Here is a 15,648-nt window from a genome sequence, read left to right on the forward strand (position 1 = left end):
ATAAGAAAGGGCGGGCAGAGACCGTATGCGTTCAGTTGATGACCAGTTGGCTCTGGTTACTGATGCGGCGACGACCCCGGAGCCGGTGCGGATGAGCATTTCTAATGCGCTGGGGTTAATGTGCGCCGAGCAGGTGCAGGCCAATCAGCCCTTACCGGGCTTTCCCCAGGCGGCCATCGATGGTTATGCGGTTCGCGCCGTTGATATCGGCGGCGAGCGCGGGCTGAAGGTCCGGCGCCCGAAGAATCAGGACCAGGAAAGCAGCGAAGGGGAGGGATCTGCCGAGCAGGCCGAGGACGCCGCCGCGCAGCCCGCCCCACCCGAGGTCGAGCGCTCCTTGCCCGTCGTGGGCGAGGTTCCGGCCGGTTCGAAGCAGCCGTTGCGCCTGCAGCCCAAGCAGGCCGTACGCGTCTATACGGGCGCGCCCTTGCCCACGCTTGCCGATGCCGTCCTGCCCCTCGAGTGGACCGATCGCGGCCGCAAGCGCATCACGGCGCACCGGACGGTGCGCTCGGGCGACTTCGTCCGCCGCGTGGGCGATGATATTCAGCCCGGCGATGTCGCTGTGTCCTCCGGCACCGTCCTTGGCCCGGCGCAGATTGGCCTGCTGGCCGCCGTGGGGCGCTCCAAGGTGCTGGTTTATCCTCGACCCCGTGTGACCATCGTGTCCTTTGGCCGCGAGCTCGTTGATGTGGACAAGGAACCGGGCCTAGGCCAAGTCTTTGATGTGAACTCTTACTCCTTGGCTGCCGCTGCAAAAGAAGCGGGGGCGGACGTGGTCCGCGTGGGCATTGCCGAAGGCGAGCCCCGTCGCATCCGGGAAGTGCTAGAAACCCATATCACGCGCAGCGAGGCCCTCGTTATTACCGGTGCCGTTGGTGGCGCCGGTGCCGAGCAAATCCGCGAGATTTTGGCGGAAATCGGCGATATCGATACCTCCCGCGTGGCTATGCACCCAGGATCCGTGCAAGGTTTTGGGCTGGTAGGAGATGAACGCATCCCCACCTTCCTCCTTCCCTCGAACCCAGTATCGTCGCTGGTTATTTTCGAAATCTATATTCGACCCTTGATTCGCCTGGCCTTGGGCAAGCGCAACGCCCACCGCCGGGTGGTGCGTGCCCGCGCGCTCAACCACATTGATTCCCGCCCCGGGCGCCGTGGTTTCATCCGCGCCCGCTTGATGCGCGATGCCGAGACCGCCGATTACCTGGTTGAGGGCCTTGGCGGTGCGACCGGCGCGCCGGCGCACCTACTGGCCGGACTTTCCGAGGCCAACGCCATGATCCGCGTGCCAGAGGAAGTCACCGAGATCCGCCCGGGCGATGTTGTTGACGTCTTATTTCTGACCCAGCGCAGCTAATGCTTGACCCTTTCGGTACCGCCTCAGCCAAGCTGCGTCATCCAGTTACCGGGCCCACTGATGATCTGCATCCCGGTTGGCCGGAAGCGACGCCGACGGTGCAGCTTCCTTCCTCGGGGACACTGCCGTCTGGCGGGCGAATGCGGCTGAGACCCTTGCTGCGCTCGGATGGTCCCGAGTGGCGGCGCCAGCGCATTGAGGATGAACCATTGCTCCGGCCGGTGGAGCCGACCCAAGCGACCACTTGGACAGAGGCCCACAGCTCGCAGGCCTGGTGGAATTACCTCATTTTTCTGCGCAATTCCGCGCGCGATGCCCAGGTAATCCCTTTGGCCATTGAGCTCGAGGGAAAGTTCGTCGGCCAGGTAACGCTCGGCAATATCCAGCACGGCAGCATCCGGGACTGCTGGATCGGGTATTGGGTTTATTCCGCCGTGCAGGGCGCAGGCGTTGCCACCGCGGCGACAGCCCTGGGCGTGGATCATGCCTTTGGGCGGGTGGGCCTGCACCGGGTGACCGCCACCTACTTGGAGCAAAACCCCGCCTCCGGGCGCGTGCTGGGGGCCAATGGTTTTCGGTCCGAGGGGTATTTGCGCCGCAACCTGCATATCGATGGCGCTTGGCGGGATCACCATTTCGTGGCCCTAGTCAAGGAAGACTTCTCATCCACGGCGGTGGAGCGGCTGCGCCAAGCTGGGCGTTTGGTGTGAAAACCTTCCTTAAATCTGGGTAATGCTTTCACAATTTTCACATAAGTAACAACATTGTAATTTACAGCTTATGTGGGCCCTAAAGTGCGGTTTTAGCGATTACAGTGGAGTAATCATCTGTATCCCAAGGGAAGGTCCTTAAGTCGTGTCCACAGCTGTGCCAGTTATCGCAATCATCGTGGTGTGGCTCTTCGTGCTCGCGCCGTGGCTACTGGGTAGGAGCAACCGCCCGATGAGCCATACCGGCGAGGCATTTGAGGATACCCGCGTGCTCTTTTCCGGAGATTCCGGAAACGTCGCCGGCCGCCGCCGCCCGCGCTTGCGGGCCGATGATGTCCACCGCAGCGGCTCGGATGAGGATTACGACTACGAGGTCGTATCCGCTGCCGCTGAGGACCCGGACAGCGAGGCAGACGTCGATGACGTGCTGATCGATGAGGGCGCAGAAGACCGTTCTTCCCACGCGCAGTCGCGGACCATTGCTGGCGCTGCCCGCCGCGCTCGGGCGCAACCCTTTGGCGTAGGTGGCCGCGCATACCGCTCCGCCGCAGACGAGGATGAGGCTGACGCGCGCGACGAGCAGGCCACCCAGGCTGATGGGCCGGCAGAGACCATCGAGGGTGAAGTCATTGAGGAATCCGCGGTTCCAGCAGCTGCTGACTCACCCGACGCGACCGATTCCACAGAAGCAGCCGATAGCGCACGCACGTCCAATGATTCCGACGATGCAGATGCGGACGTTGACGATGCCGATGATGTCTTGCTTGATGATGACGAGCGCGCCGCCGGGGAAGAAGGCGATGCAAAGCGCAAGCGCCGCCGCGGCGATGTGGTTGCCAATTCCACCGAGTCTTTCACCGCGCCGGTGGCAGCAGACATTGCCGAGGATGCGTACGACTATGACGAGACCTATACCTCCCCGGTAGATCTGATGTACCCAGGTGCGGTCGATCCTGCTCCTGTTATCGATGCCGAAGAGGCAGACACCGCAGAGACCGACTCGGAAGAGCCGGAGAACGACGGTGCACTCGAGGAATCCGCGGAAGCGGATGCGCACGGTGCCTATGGTGCCGGGGACGCGGCGTTAAATACCGACCTTTCTGAGGACGAGGTCGCATTTGCCCAGCGCCGCCTTGGCCGCGGCGGCTGGGACCCAGTGGCGGATAAAGAGAAGTCCGCCACTCGCTATCAACGCCGACAGCGCACGCTCATTGGCCTAGCCATCGCCGTGGTCCTCACCGTGGCCTTGGGCATTGTGGCCGGCGGATGGACCTGGTGGCTGGCAGGAATCGTCGGCGTTCTGACCGGTACCTATCTTGTGGCGCTGCGCGCGCAAGTCCGCCAAGAGCAGGCGCTATTGCGCCGTCGCGTAAAGCACCTGCGCCGGGCGCGGTTGGGCGTTCACAATACTGATGATGAGGCATTGAAGATCCCCCGCAACCTGCGCCGTCCGGGTGCGGTCGTCGTCGAAATCGACGATGAAAGCCCCGACTTTGAGCACCTTCCCTTAAGCTACAGCGACGATGAAGACGGTGACTTTGATGGCCCACACGCCGGGCCCGATGGGGTAGGGCGCCGCGATGACCTGGCCGCTCGCCGCGCGGGTTAATTAGCCCGCTGCGCCTGGCTTCCGTGCAGTTTTTCGGTTTCCTCCGGCCATACGCCGGAGGAAGCCCGGCGGTGGGAGCCTAAGAGATGGGTATCGACCATACCGATGGCTTCCATGAGCGCAAAGCAGGTCACCGGCCCCACAAACTTAAATCCGGCCTTCTTCAATTCCCGCGACATTGCCTGCGACTCGGGGCTCTTCTTCGGAATATCCTCCATGACCTCGGGATAGATATTTTCTGCGGGCTGAAAGCTCCAAATGAAATCCGCTAGTCCACCGTCTTCGCGCAGTTTAATGGTGGCCTTCGCATTATTGATGGTGGCGCGGATCTTGGGCTCGTTGCGGATAATGGTGGCATCGGCAAGCAAGTGCTCCACCTCGGCCTCGCCGAATTCCGCGACCTTTTCTGGATCAAAATGGCAAAAGGCCTCGCGGAAGGCCGGGCGCTTTTTTAATACCACGGCCCAAGACAGCCCAGACTGGAAGGACTCCAAGCTCAGGCGCTCAAAAAGACCGGCCTCGTCCCTAATGGGAAGGCCCCATTCGGTATCGTAATAATTCGTCAACAGCGACGATGTCACGGCCCACGGCGTGCGGGCTACCCCGTGCTCATCGTAGGCCAGCGGGGTGCGTTCTTCGGTGGTGGTTTCAGTGTCCATGGGAGGTTCTCCTGTTGGTATGTCGTGCCTATTGTCCTTGTCTTTCCCATTGAAGCAGCGATGGCGGGTGAGGCGCAGCGTGAGTCTTGCTAGATGGTGAAATTGCAAGCTAGGCGGGTGGGGCGGTGGCGTCTTCGCGTTGGGGTGGGCATTCGATGTAGTCTATTGACCATGAATAGACCTGCCGTTCGCGATGCCGCATTGCTGCTTTTTCGGTTGGTCCTCGGACTCATTTTTATCGCGCACGGCGTGGACAAGATGTTCATGGATGGAATGGATGAGACGGTAGGGCAGTTTTCTGCCCTGGGCATCCCGCAGCCACAGATTGCCGGTTATGCCGCCGCAATCGGGGAGATGGTAGGCGGCGCCTTCCTCGTCATTGGTTTATTAACCACCTTTGCCGCGGCGGCGCTGGCCGTGGATATGGTGGGCGCGCTGTACTTCGTGCACTGGGGCAACGGCCTTTTTGCTGGCGACGGCGGCATCGAGTACCCGCTGGTGCTGTGCATGTCGCTCATAATGATCGTTATTTTTGGTTCTGGCCGGGCGAGCTTGGATAGGGCGTTAAGCAATGTTGACGCATAGCCAAGTGCAAGCGGCGATTTCTGCCCAGCTGGATGGGGAAGAAGCGGAGCTTTCCGCTGACGTCATCGACGCCCACCTAGAACACTGCGCGGAGTGCCGGGCCTTTCGCGATAAGGCAGCGGCGCTATCGCGCTCCTTAAGCTTCGTGGAACCGGCGGATTCCGGCATGGCACCGCCGACGGACCTCTCAGAGGTGATCCTCGCCGGGGTGGAACCGGAGTGGAAGCGGGCATCGAGCGCTAGGCAGGCCAACCTCACGGTGGCGCGCATCGCCTTGGTGGTCATGGGACTTGTCTTTGCAGTGTGGGCCATCGTGCAGGTGGTACGCGCCTCCGGCCTGGTACCGATGGGCGCAGAGGGGGCGGTGCTGGATCCGGCAGCCGATCCGGAGCGCGCCAACCTCCTGATGGAGGGCGCGGCCGTGCGCTTTGGCATGGCGTGCGGACTGCTGTGGAGCGCGTGGCGCCCAGCCTCTGTGACCGGGTTGTTCCCGGTATCAGCCACGATGTTTGCGTTTCTTTTTGGTTTTGGCGTGCGCGATATTGCGCTGGGGACCGTCACCATGGAGCAGGTCTATTTGCTTATTGCCACCGCGCTATCGACCATCAGCCTGGCCTGGGCATGGGCGGCCGAGAAGGGCTACCTGGTGCGCGCGTGGTGGAAATCCCTGAACGCGCAGCCACACTAAGGCGAACGGGCCTCTGCCACCTATTTCCAGCTGGGCAGCCACATCATGGACTGGTACCAAGATTCCGGGATGATGAAGCCGTATAAGATGGGCGCGAAGTAGAAGAACATCGCGACCACCAAGGCAAGGTAGCAGGCGGCGGCAAACGTTCCCCGCCGCATCGTTCCACCAGCGATGCGTGTAATCCACCGCCACCTGATGGGCTTACCGTGCCCGACCATTTGGCCCAGCGCGAGGGCAAGAAGCACGATGACAAAGGGGATAAACGCGGTGGCATAAAAGAAGTACATCTGCCGGTCAAAGGCTGCGAGCCACGGGAGGAATCCGGCCGCGAAGCCCACGAGGGGGATGAGGAAGGCGCGGTTGCGGCGGATGATAAGGGACCACAGCCCCCATAGCACCGCGGGGACCACCAGCCACCAGATCGCCGGGGTGCCAAAGAGGTAGAGCATCTTGCGGCATTCGCCACCGCCGCTGCATTCCAGATCCGTGCTGGAGTAGTACAAAATGGGCCGGGCCCCGGCCAGCCATGCCCACGGCTTGGAATCCCACGGGTGGTGGTGGCCACCAGAAGAGGTCAAGCTGGCGTGAAAATCCAATACGGATAAGTGGTAATAAAACCAGCCGGCCACAGGTTCCGGTAAGTGCATGAGCCAGGAGTCTTCCCCGATGGTCCCATCCACTTTGGCGTGCCGGTAGACCGCGGTTTCTGAGGCGAACCACGCGCGCCAGCTCCACACATAAATCATTATTGGCACGGCTACTAGGGAGGCAAGTGCCGCGGGAGTATCGCGAATGAGCGTACCCACGATGTAGCGGCGAATGCCGTACTTGCGGCGCAATGCGAGGTCGCTAAAGACGCAGAGCAGGCCGAAGAACATGATGTAGTACAGCCCGGACCACTTCACGGCGAGCGATAGTCCTAGGAAGACTCCAGCGGTAAAGCGCCACCACCGGAAGCCAAAACGCGGGCCGAAGGGGGAGGTGCCTATTCCGCCGCTCAGCAGGGCGTCGTGCAGGCGCTCGCGCATTTGTTGATGATCGCGGGCTAGCGCCCACGCGGCGGCGACGATGAAAAAGACCTGGAAGATATCCAGCATGCCAAACTTCGCGGAGACCAAGAGTACGCCATCGCAGACGGCCAAAATGCCGGCAAAGGTGGCCACCTGCCAGGAAAAGGACAGCCGGCGGGCCAGCGCCATGGTCATCAGCACGGTGGCGACGCCGAAGAGGGCCGTCATCAAGCGCCAGCCCAGCGGGGTATAACCAAAGACCCATTCTGAAAGGGCAATGATCTGCTTGCCCAGCGGCGGGTGAACGACGAGTCCAAAGCCCGGGTTGGTCTCAATGCCGCCGATGAATAAGTTATCCCAGCTTTTGACCATGTCCCAGGCCTGCGGCACATAGTGCTTTTCATCGAAGACGGGCGTGCCCTGGGACACCGGCGCGGTAAGGCCCACGAACCGGGTAATGAGCGCGAGAACCGCGATGATGCCGGTGCTAATCCAATCGGCCTTGCCCCACGTATAGGCACGCGGTGCCGGCGGCATCACACGGTTATGCGGGGTGCGCGGTGAGCTAGCGGGGGCAGCGGTAGCAATAGTCACGAAGAAGAGTTTAGGCCACGAGCCTGCGCGCGGGCGCATAGGAGAATGTGGAATGCTAGAGGCATGTCAGCTTTAGGTCTGGACCCACTTCCGCGCGGCGTTATCCTTGCCGCCACGCCCTTGGGAAATGTCGGTGATGCCTCGGCGCGCCTGATGCAGGCATTGGCGCATGCTGATGTCATCGCCGCCGAAGATACCCGCCGCGTGCGCAACCTGGCGCAGGCCCTGGGCATCGAAATTTCCGGGTCCGTGGTATCCAACTTTGACCACAATGAGCAGGCGCGTGCGCAGCAGCTTATCGATGCCGCCCAGCACGGCACCGTCCTCGTGGTCACCGATGCCGGCATGCCGATCATCTCCGATCCCGGCCTGTCACTGGTGGCCGCGGCCGCCGAAAGAGATATTCCCGTGACGTGTTTTCCAGGCCCCTCGGCGGTGCCCACGGCGCTCGCCCTCTCTGGTCTGGGCGTGGGCCACTTCCTCTTCGATGCATTCCCTCCGCGCAAGCCCGGTCCGCGAAAGGCGTGGCTGGAATCGCTGCGCAATGAAAAGCGTGCCATCGTATTTTTTGAATCGCCCCACCGCATCGTCGATACGCTTGCCGATGCCGCCCAGGTCCTCGGCGGCGATCGCCCCGCCGCGGTGTGCCGCGAGCTGACCAAGACATACGAGGAAGTGCGCCGCGGCTCGCTAGCTGAGCTGGCCGAATGGGCGAGCGAGGGAGTCAAGGGCGAGATTACCGTGGTCATTGAAGGCGGAACCGGCGCTGCCGTGACCGCCGCGGATCTCGTCCCACAGGCCTTGGAGTTGGCCGAGGCTGGCATGCGCTTGAAGGACGCGTGCAAGCAGGCCGCCAAGGGGAGTGGGGTATCCAATCGGGAGCTTTATGATGCCGCACTAGAGGCCCGCTGAGTGCCCGTTAGCTGAGCACTTGTTGAGGTGACAGCAGCTTATTTCTATGCAGTGTATAAAAGGTCACAATTAACCGTGCTAGCAGGTAGTTTCACGCTTCTGTATAAGTTATCGAATCGTTATACTTTCCGGGCGTGTGGCGCCTAAAAGCCGTCTACGTGGGGATATGCCACCTATAGTCATGCAGGAAACCTTAAGGAAACGCTCAAAAATGTGCGTAAGCTGGGGTTTTGATAGAAAAGTGGTTTGAAAAATTGGGGTCACGCCACCAATGTAGAAAGCATGACTAATACTGAAAATAACGGCGCTGGTGTGCCCGAAGAAGGGAAGGGGCCCGGCGAATCTCCTGCTGGGGCCACTTCTACTGCTTCGAGCGATCAGCCGATTGAGGATTATCAAACGGTAGAAGAGACGCTGGATGAGCAGACGGCGACGAGCCAAATCCAGGACATGATCAACTCTGAGGGGTTCCACCCCGAAGAGTATGACGATCCGGAAATCGAAATCGCCGCAGACCGCGATAATATCCCGATTGACTGGACCATCATGGGTATCGCCGGTGTGCTTGTTGCCGCCATCGTTATTTGGGGCCTTGCCGCGCCGGATAACTTCGCGGACTTTTCTTCCGCGGCCCTGACGTGGGTCGTCGATAAGTTCGGTTGGGCTTACGTGCTTTTTGGCACCGTCTTCGTGGCCTTCGTTATCTTCATCGCTTCCTCTAAATTTGGCACCATCAAGTTGGGCCACATTAATGAGGAACCGGAGTTTTCCACGCCTTCGTGGATTGCCATGATGTTCGCTGCCGGTATGGGCATCGGCCTGATGTTCTATGGCGCTTCCGAGCCGCTGGCGAACTACCGCGACGGTACGCCTGGCCGGGGAACGGAAAACGTGGGCTCGTCCATGGCCTATGCCATGTTCCACTGGACGCTGCACCCCTGGGCTGTTTACGCCATTGTTGGTTTGGCCATCGCGTACTCGACCTACCGTATCGGCCGCAAGCAGCTGTTGAGCCAGGCCTTCGTGCCGCTCATCGGCGAGCGCCGGGCCAATGGTGGATTGGGCAAGTTCATTGACATCCTGTCCATCTTCGCCACCGTCTTCGGCACCGCCTGCTCCCTGGGTCTTGGTGCGCTGCAGATCCAGGCCGGCCTGGAAGCCTCCGGCATCATCGATAACCCAACCCAGTCCGTGGTTATCGGCATTGTTTTGGTCCTGACCCTGGCCTTCTTGCTCTCCGCACTCTCCGGTGTGGGCAAGGGCATTCAGTACGTGTCCAATGCCAACATGGTCTTGGCTGCGGTGCTGGCCATCTTCGTCTTCATCTTGGGTCCAACCGTGACCATCCTGAACCAAGTTCCGGGTTCCATCGGTAACTACTTCAACTACTTCACCGAGATGATCGGCCGTACCGCAGAATCCGAAAACGGCACCGCCGGCGAGTGGCTGTCTAGCTACACCATCTTCTACTGGGCATGGTGGGTCTCCTGGTCCCCATTCGTGGGCATGTTCTTGGCACGCATTTCCCGCGGCCGTTCCGTCCGCGAGTTCTGCCTAGGCGTCTTGCTTATCCCAGCCGGCGTTTCCACCCTGTGGTTCGCCATCTTCGGTGGCACCGCAATCCACATGGAGCAAAACGGCGAATCCATCACCGGCGAATCCGCCGAGGTAGAGCTGTTTAACCTCCTACACAACCTGCCTGGTGGCTTCATTGCCGGCGTCGTCGCCGTCATCTTGCTGTCCACCTTCTTCATTACGTCTGCGGACTCCGCCTCCACCGTGATGGGATCGATGACCCAGAATGGTGCCGCAACCGCGAAGCCGTGGCTATCCGCCATGTGGGGTGCTCTGACCGCAGCCGTTGGCCTGACCTTGCTCTTGGTTAATGAGGACGCGCTGTCCAACCTGCAGAACGTCACCATCGTGGCGGCGCTGCCGTTCTTGTTCATCGTCATTGGCTTGATGTTCGCCATCTACAAGGACTTGAGCAATGACATTATTTACCTCGAGTACCGCGAGGCGCAGCAGTTCCAGCGCAAGATGGCCCGCGAGCGCCGCTTGCACCGCGACTACCAGCGCACGCAGGAACTCAAGAAGCGTCGCAACGAGCGTTTGAAGAACCCGATGAAGCGCAAGTAGATAAAGCATCTACCGCCTTTGGTAGCAGCGCCCGCCGCTTTCCCGCACGAGGGAAGGAGGCGGGCGCTTTTCAGCTGTAGAGGTTATGTGCCCTCAACGTGTGTTCGTGCAGGTGCTTCGATAAACTGGACTCCATGACTGAGTCTTTAGTAGTAAATGTTGCCTGGCCATATGCCAATGGCCCGCGCCACATCGGTCACGTGGCTGGCTTTGGCGTTCCCTCTGACGTATTCGCCCGCTTCCAGCGAATGCGCGGCCGCAACGTACTCATGGTCTCCGGCACGGATGAGCACGGCACCCCGTTGCTGGTCCAGGCCGATAAGGAAGGCGTATCCGTCCGCGAGCTCGCAGACCGCTACAACCGCCAGATTGTCAACGATCTGGCTAACCTCGGCTTGTCCTATGACCTATTTACCCGCACCACCACCCGTAACCACTACTCGGTGGTGCAGGAACTTTTCAAGGGCCTCAATGAGAACGGCTACATGCTGAAGGAGACCACCAAGGGGGCAATCTCGCCGTCCACCGGCCGCACGCTGCCAGACCGCTATATCGAGGGCACGTGCCCCATCTGCGGCGCGGATGGCGCCCGCGGTGATCAGTGCGATAACTGCGGCAACCAGCTGGACCCGGTAGACCTCATTGACCCGGTATCCAAGATCAACGGCGAAACCCCGCAGTTCGTGGAGACCGAGCACTTCCTGTTGGATCTGCCCTCCCTTAAGGACGAGCTGCAAAAGTGGCTTTCCACCCGCGAGGATTGGCGCCCGAACGTGCTGAAGTTCTCCTTGAACCTGCTGGAGGATATGCGCCCGCGCACCATGACCCGCGATATCGACTGGGGCATTCCCATTCCGGTGGACGGCTGGCAGGACAATAACGCGAAGAAGCTGTACGTGTGGTTCGATGCCGTCGTGGGCTACCTGTCTGCCTCCATCGAGTGGGCGCACCGCACCGGCCAGCCGGAGGCGTGGAAGGAATTTTGGCAGGACCCAGAAACCCGCCACTATTACTTCCAGGGCAAGGACAATATCACCTTCCACTCGCAGATCTGGCCGGCGGAACTGCTGGGCTATGCCGGCAAGGGCTCGAAGGGCGGCGAGCTGCACCAGTACGGTGAGCTGGACCTGCCAACGGAGATCGTGTCCTCGGAATACCTGACTATGTCCGGCTCAAAGTTCTCCTCCTCCAAGGGAGTGGTGATCTACGTTAAGGACTTCCTGGCTGAGTTCGGCCCGGATCCGCTGCGCTACTTCATTGCCGTAGCCGGTCCGGAAAACAACGACGCAGACTTTACGTGGGATGAATTCGTGCGTCGCATCAATAATGAGCTGGCCAATGGCTGGGGCAACCTGGTCAACCGCACCGTATCCATGGCGCACAAGAACTTTGGCGAGGTTCCGGTTCCAGCGGCCCTGGAGGAGCGCGACGAGGCCATTTTGCAGCTGGCGGAGGAGACCTTTACCACCGCCGGTAACCTGCTGGAGCAATCCAAGTTCAAGCAGGCCATTGTCTCCATCATGCACGTGGTGGGCGAGGCGAATGCCTATATCGCCTCCCAGGAGCCGTGGAAGCTGGCCAAGGATGAAACCCAGCGCGAGCGCCTGGCTACCGTGTTGTGGACCGCCCTGCAGGTCGTGTCTGACTGCAACGTCATGCTCACCCCGTTCCTACCGTTTACCGCACAAAAGGTGCACGAGACCCTGGGCCGCACCGGCGAATGGGCCGCGCAGCCTGAGGTGCGCGAGGTCAAGGACGATATCCCGGTTGAGCTCGTGGGTGCGGGGCTTCCCCCAGAAAACCACGAATATCCGGTGATTATGGGTGACTACACCCAGCAGCAGGCCAAGTGGGAGCGCATCCAGGTGGCACCGGGTACGACCTTGGCAAAGCCGAAGCCGCTGATTTCCAAGCTGGATCCAGAGCTTGGTGAAACCGGCCCGGAGTGGGCACCAGTGATGAACTAATACGGATAACCCCGCGTAGATACACAAGCGCGGTGGCCAATCCCAATGAGAGGGGGAGGCCACCGCGCTTTTGCTATGCCTTAAAGGCTCTGCCTAGTGCTGGAAATCGCGCTGCAGGTGAACTAAGCCCAGGCGCACGCCGTCCTTGGTGTGGATATTGGGCATGCGGCCGGTTTCTTTAAACCCAAACTTCTTGTGCAGCGCAATGGAACCGGCATTGGTATCCACGATATAGGTAATCATGGTCTCGATATAGGGATCATCGGCGGCGATGTCCATGAGGGCATCGAGAAGCTCAGAGCCCACGCCCTTGCCCTGGGCTGCGGGGGAGATATACACGGAATCTTCGACGGTGCCGTAATAGATGGCGGGCGTGACGAATTGAAAGTAGGCGGCCCAGCCGATGATTTCATCATCGTCCACGGCAACGAGCACGGGCGAGCCGGCCTTGGACAATTCTTTTAGCCAATCCTCGCGCTCAGAAACCTCTTCTTGCCAGGTAATGAGGTTATTGGCCGGTTTAGCCGCGGAGGCGGCGTTGTAGATGGCGGAAATGGAGGGGGCATCGGCAAGCTCGGCGGGGCGAATATGCATCAAAAAGTCCTTTACACCAGAAGTTCTAAGTGGGTGAGGCTAAGCCAGTGATCGAATTTGTAGGTTACCTCTTTGAGAGTTCCCACGTTTTCAAACCCGAACTTTTCGTGCAACTTTAATGATGCTGTATTAGTAGACACGATTAAGGCGAGCAGCGCATGCACCTTGTCATCTGCCCGGGCGCGGTCTACTAGCTCACTCATAAGCGCGGTGCCTACGCCTTGGCCTTGGGCATTGGGGGAAAGATAAATCGTGGTTTCATAGCAGCCCTGCCAGATGCGGGCATCGCGGTAGGGGTGATAGAGCGCCCAGCCTAGGTATTCGCCAGCATTGGTTTCGGCAACGAGGAAGGGACATCCCAATTCCTGAATATGACGCAGGTGTTCTTCGCGCTCTGCCACGGTAACTGGGGTGGAGTCAAAGATGACGTCGGTATGCTCGATGGCCCAGTTGAGGGTATCGGTCATGGCGGGGACATCGCTCAGGTCCGCTGGTCTGATCAACATAGCTGCCAATATTACAATTGCGGGTATGTCTAAAAAGAAGCCACGTCCTACTCCCATTCCGGCCCCAGGGCTCAGCGGCCTCAGCGATGCGCATACCCACCTTTTCTCGCATAAAGACACCGATGAGGTGCTGGTCAACCGCGCCCGCGCCGCAGGGGTATCCCGCCTGGTTACGGTTGGCGATGACCGCCGCGAGTCCGAGGCGGCCCTTGCGACCGCGCGCGCTTTTCCCAATGTGTATGCCGCCTGCGCCATCCACCCGGTGCGGGCGAATGAACTAGACGCGCCCACCAAAGCCGCGTTGGAGGAGATGGTGGCGGATCCGCGGTGCGTGGCGGTGGGGGAGACCGGCATGGATGCCTATTGGGTCCACCACGAACCGGAGACGACCGCGAGCTTGGTCCAGCAGGAGGAATCCCTGCGCTGGCATATCGATCTGGCGGTGCGCACCGGCAAGACGCTTATGATCCACAACCGCGAGGCGGACCAAGACCTGCTGCGCATTCTTGCCGATGCCCCCACGCCCACCACCGTCATGCTCCACTGCTTCTCCTCGCCGCTGCGCGTGGCAGAAGAGGCGCTCGAGCGCGGCTACGTCTTGTCCTTTGCTGGCAATGTCACCTTCAAGCGCAATGCGGAGCTGCGTCAGGCGGCGGCGCTGGCCCCGGCGGGGCAATTGCTCGTGGAAACCGATGCGCCATTTATGACCCCGGAGCCCTTCCGCGGGCAGCGCAACGAGCCATCCCTCATCGGGCACACCTATGACTGCATCGCCCGGGCGCGCCACCAGACCACGCAGGCCTTGGCGGCGGAGGTCAATGAGACTTTTGACCGCGTATATGGGCTCAATACAGAGCAGTAGTGAGGATCGTCACAAAATTAAATCCGCTGGTCGCTGGTGGCATGGGTGCTGGATGTGACAACTGTTTTCGCCCGTTATAGCTGTGGCGCAGCGCTTCTCGACTTTCCCCACCCGTTATCGTATTGTTATTGATTGTTCGTTGAGGCTTTATGCCTCTACCTTCCCGCAGCGTTGCTCCACAGTGGGGCAGTCGCGGTACCGCCGCTGGTTTCCCCTAGGCCAGCGGCAACAATTGTGATACTGGATAGACAGCACCACCGGAGATTAACTACACATGGCACCTCACCACATTAAGCGCATCAATAATTCACGTTCCCTGCCGCTGCGCCTGGCAACGGGTGGCGTCTTGAGCACCCTCGCCGTCGGCGGTGTCGTGGCGGTTGCCGCGCAGAAGGACCTGGTCGTAGACGTCAACGGCGACAAGGTTGAGCTGGCTACCTTTGCCAAGGACGTAGACGGTGTACTGCAGGCCGCCGGCGTCCAGGTGGGAGAAGAGGATATCGTCTCGCCCGCACCGTCTGAGTCCGTGGCCGATGGTGATGAGATTTCCGTGCGCACCGCCAAGCCGGTTGCCGTGTCCATCGATGGTGAACAGCAGCAGCTTTCTACCACCGATCTCACCGTTTCTGATCTGCTCAATAACCTGCAGGGTGTAAACCCAGGAGCTGCCGTGAAGTCTGGCGAGGATGACGTGGATAAGGATGCCCAGCTAAAAGACGGCATGGATCTAGAAGTCGTCTCCCCGAAGATCATCAAGATCAACGATGGCGGCAAGAATACCTACACCAAGATTGCCGCCAAGACCGTGGGCGATGTGCTCAAGGAGCGCGGTATCAAGCTCGGTGAGGATGACCGCGTCTTCCCGGCCAAGGAAGAAAAGGTCACCGAGGGCATGTCTATCAAGGTAGAGCGGATAGACATCCAGACCGAAGATGTCACCGAGGAATTCGACGCCGAGCCGAATTTCGTGGATGACCCTGAGCTGGAAGCCGGCGCCGAAGAGGTGCGCGAGCAGGGCGAAAAGGGTAAGCGCGAGATCACCCGCAAGGTGGTGCTGAAAAACGGCAAGAAGGAATCCGAAGAGGTCATCAAGGATGAGGTCGTTGTAGGACCAAAGCCTGCGACCATCGCCCGAGGCACCAAGCAGGCGGAGCCGGAACCGCAAGGCGGTAACTCGGGCGCGGCTGCCCCTGCCGTGGCTGATGGCTCCGTATGGGATGCCATCGCGCAGTGTGAGTCCAACGGTAACTGGTCCATTAATACCGGCAATGGTTTCTCCGGGGGCCTGCAGTTCGCGCCGTCCACCTGGGCTGGTCTCGGCGGTACCGAATACGCCCCTGAGGCTTGGCAGGCCACCCGCGAGCAACAAATTGCCGTGGCACAAAAGGTGCAGGCCGCCCAGGGTTGGGGCGCATGGCCTGCATGTACCGCCAAGTTGGGACTGCGCTAA

The 15,648-nt window shown here is 60.4% G+C and carries 14 protein-coding genes; 10 read left to right on the plus strand and 4 right to left on the minus strand.

The features are described from left to right. Positions 1-25: 25 nt before the first annotated feature. The 3 genes from glp to glpR all read left to right on the plus strand — a co-directional run bounded on the left by glp (position 26) and on the right by glpR (position 3,679). The gene (gene glp, locus EL217_RS03785) at positions 26-1,360 is read left to right on the plus strand and encodes a gephyrin-like molybdotransferase Glp (protein WP_126318628.1); all 1,335 of its coding nucleotides are present in this window, start codon (positions 26-28) and stop codon (positions 1,358-1,360) included. Next, a complete protein-coding gene (locus EL217_RS03790; RefSeq protein WP_126318630.1) occupies positions 1,360-2,070 on the plus strand; it encodes a GNAT family N-acetyltransferase in 711 nt (236 codons plus the stop codon). The genes glp and EL217_RS03790 overlap by 1 nt, the downstream gene beginning before the upstream one ends. A 145-nt stretch (positions 2,071-2,215) precedes the next feature. Beyond that, positions 2,216-3,679 carry a gephyrin-like molybdotransferase receptor GlpR gene (gene glpR / locus EL217_RS03795; RefSeq protein ID WP_126318632.1) on the plus strand — a complete coding sequence of 488 codons (1,464 nt, stop codon included), beginning with the start codon at positions 2,216-2,218 and terminating at the stop codon, positions 3,677-3,679. Here glpR and EL217_RS03800 read toward each other — a convergent pair. Next, complete coding sequence (locus tag EL217_RS03800; RefSeq protein ID WP_126318634.1) at positions 3,676-4,338, minus strand: DNA-3-methyladenine glycosylase I; 663 nt, start codon at positions 4,336-4,338, stop codon at positions 3,676-3,678. The genes glpR and EL217_RS03800 overlap by 4 nt on opposite strands. 171 nt (positions 4,339-4,509) lie before the next feature. Between EL217_RS03800 and EL217_RS03805 the strand changes: the two genes are divergently transcribed. Continuing rightward, on the plus strand, positions 4,510-4,923 hold the full coding sequence (locus tag EL217_RS03805; RefSeq protein ID WP_005279936.1) for a DoxX family protein: 414 nt from the start codon (positions 4,510-4,512) through the stop codon (positions 4,921-4,923). After that, the gene (locus EL217_RS03810) at positions 4,910-5,611 is read left to right on the plus strand and encodes a zf-HC2 domain-containing protein (protein ID WP_005279937.1); all 702 of its coding nucleotides are present in this window, start codon (positions 4,910-4,912) and stop codon (positions 5,609-5,611) included. The genes EL217_RS03805 and EL217_RS03810 overlap by 14 nt, the downstream gene beginning before the upstream one ends. Before the next feature lie 20 nt (positions 5,612-5,631). Here the strand turns inward: EL217_RS03810 and EL217_RS03815 are convergent, their stop codons facing one another. Next, complete coding sequence (locus tag EL217_RS03815; RefSeq protein WP_172596741.1) at positions 5,632-7,161, minus strand: dolichyl-phosphate-mannose--protein mannosyltransferase; 1,530 nt, start codon at positions 7,159-7,161, stop codon at positions 5,632-5,634. A 120-nt stretch (positions 7,162-7,281) separates the two neighbouring features. Here EL217_RS03815 and rsmI point away from each other — a divergent pair, with 120 nt between their 5' ends. From rsmI to metG, 3 genes are all read left to right on the plus strand, one after another. Further along, complete coding sequence (gene rsmI, locus EL217_RS03820; RefSeq protein ID WP_126318638.1) at positions 7,282-8,130, plus strand: 16S rRNA (cytidine(1402)-2'-O)-methyltransferase; 849 nt, start codon at positions 7,282-7,284, stop codon at positions 8,128-8,130. Positions 8,131-8,412: 282 nt separating this feature from the next. Continuing rightward, on the plus strand, positions 8,413-10,269 hold the full coding sequence (locus EL217_RS03825; protein WP_126318640.1) for a BCCT family transporter: 1,857 nt from the start codon (positions 8,413-8,415) through the stop codon (positions 10,267-10,269). 134 nt (positions 10,270-10,403) lie between these two features. After that, positions 10,404-12,236 carry a methionine--tRNA ligase gene (metG, locus tag EL217_RS03830; protein ID WP_005281993.1) on the plus strand — a complete coding sequence of 611 codons (1,833 nt, stop codon included), beginning with the start codon at positions 10,404-10,406 and terminating at the stop codon, positions 12,234-12,236. Between the two features lie 93 nt (positions 12,237-12,329). Here the strand turns inward: metG and EL217_RS03835 are convergent, their stop codons facing one another. Both EL217_RS03835 and EL217_RS03840 read right to left on the minus strand, forming a co-directional pair. Next, positions 12,330-12,830: a GNAT family N-acetyltransferase gene (locus tag EL217_RS03835; RefSeq protein ID WP_126318642.1), complete on the minus strand. Its 501-nt coding sequence runs from the start codon at positions 12,828-12,830 to the stop codon at positions 12,330-12,332. Positions 12,831-12,841: 11 nt separating this feature from the next. Then, positions 12,842-13,336, minus strand: a complete 495-nt coding sequence (locus EL217_RS03840; protein ID WP_126318644.1) for a GNAT family N-acetyltransferase — start codon at positions 13,334-13,336, stop codon at positions 12,842-12,844. Positions 13,337-13,361: 25 nt separating this feature from the next. Between EL217_RS03840 and EL217_RS03845 the strand changes: the two genes are divergently transcribed. Further along, positions 13,362-14,198: a TatD family hydrolase gene (locus tag EL217_RS03845; RefSeq protein WP_035108602.1), complete on the plus strand. Its 837-nt coding sequence runs from the start codon at positions 13,362-13,364 to the stop codon at positions 14,196-14,198. 274 nt (positions 14,199-14,472) lie between these two features. Then, positions 14,473-15,648, plus strand: coding sequence for a resuscitation-promoting factor (locus EL217_RS03850; protein WP_005279948.1), 1,176 nt, complete (start codon positions 14,473-14,475; stop codon positions 15,646-15,648).

This window comes from Corynebacterium segmentosum, from assembly GCF_900637825.1.
Taxonomy (GTDB): domain Bacteria; phylum Actinomycetota; class Actinomycetes; order Mycobacteriales; family Mycobacteriaceae; genus Corynebacterium; species Corynebacterium accolens.

What these genes read in the sequence shown, in the direction of transcription:
- glp (WP_126318628.1), top strand. Translation starts at nt 26, where the DNA reads ATGCGTTCAGTTGATGACCAGTTGGCTCTGGTTACTGATGCGGCGACG.
- EL217_RS03790 (WP_126318630.1), top strand. Translation starts at nt 1,360, where the DNA reads ATGCTTGACCCTTTCGGTACCGCCTCAGCCAAGCTGCGTCATCCAGTT.
- EL217_RS03800 (WP_126318634.1), bottom strand. Translation starts at nt 4,338, where the DNA reads ATGGACACTGAAACCACCACCGAAGAACGCACCCCGCTGGCCTACGAT.
- EL217_RS03805 (WP_005279936.1), top strand. Translation starts at nt 4,510, where the DNA reads ATGAATAGACCTGCCGTTCGCGATGCCGCATTGCTGCTTTTTCGGTTG.
- EL217_RS03810 (WP_005279937.1), top strand. Translation starts at nt 4,910, where the DNA reads ATGTTGACGCATAGCCAAGTGCAAGCGGCGATTTCTGCCCAGCTGGAT.
- EL217_RS03815 (WP_172596741.1), bottom strand. Translation starts at nt 7,161, where the DNA reads ATGCCGCCGGCACCGCGTGCCTATACGTGGGGCAAGGCCGATTGGATT.
- rsmI (WP_126318638.1), top strand. Translation starts at nt 7,282, where the DNA reads ATGTCAGCTTTAGGTCTGGACCCACTTCCGCGCGGCGTTATCCTTGCC.
- EL217_RS03825 (WP_126318640.1), top strand. Translation starts at nt 8,413, where the DNA reads ATGACTAATACTGAAAATAACGGCGCTGGTGTGCCCGAAGAAGGGAAG.
- metG (WP_005281993.1), top strand. Translation starts at nt 10,404, where the DNA reads ATGACTGAGTCTTTAGTAGTAAATGTTGCCTGGCCATATGCCAATGGC.
- EL217_RS03835 (WP_126318642.1), bottom strand. Translation starts at nt 12,830, where the DNA reads ATGCATATTCGCCCCGCCGAGCTTGCCGATGCCCCCTCCATTTCCGCC.
- EL217_RS03840 (WP_126318644.1), bottom strand. Translation starts at nt 13,336, where the DNA reads ATGTTGATCAGACCAGCGGACCTGAGCGATGTCCCCGCCATGACCGAT.
- EL217_RS03845 (WP_035108602.1), top strand. Translation starts at nt 13,362, where the DNA reads ATGTCTAAAAAGAAGCCACGTCCTACTCCCATTCCGGCCCCAGGGCTC.
- EL217_RS03850 (WP_005279948.1), top strand. Translation starts at nt 14,473, where the DNA reads ATGGCACCTCACCACATTAAGCGCATCAATAATTCACGTTCCCTGCCG.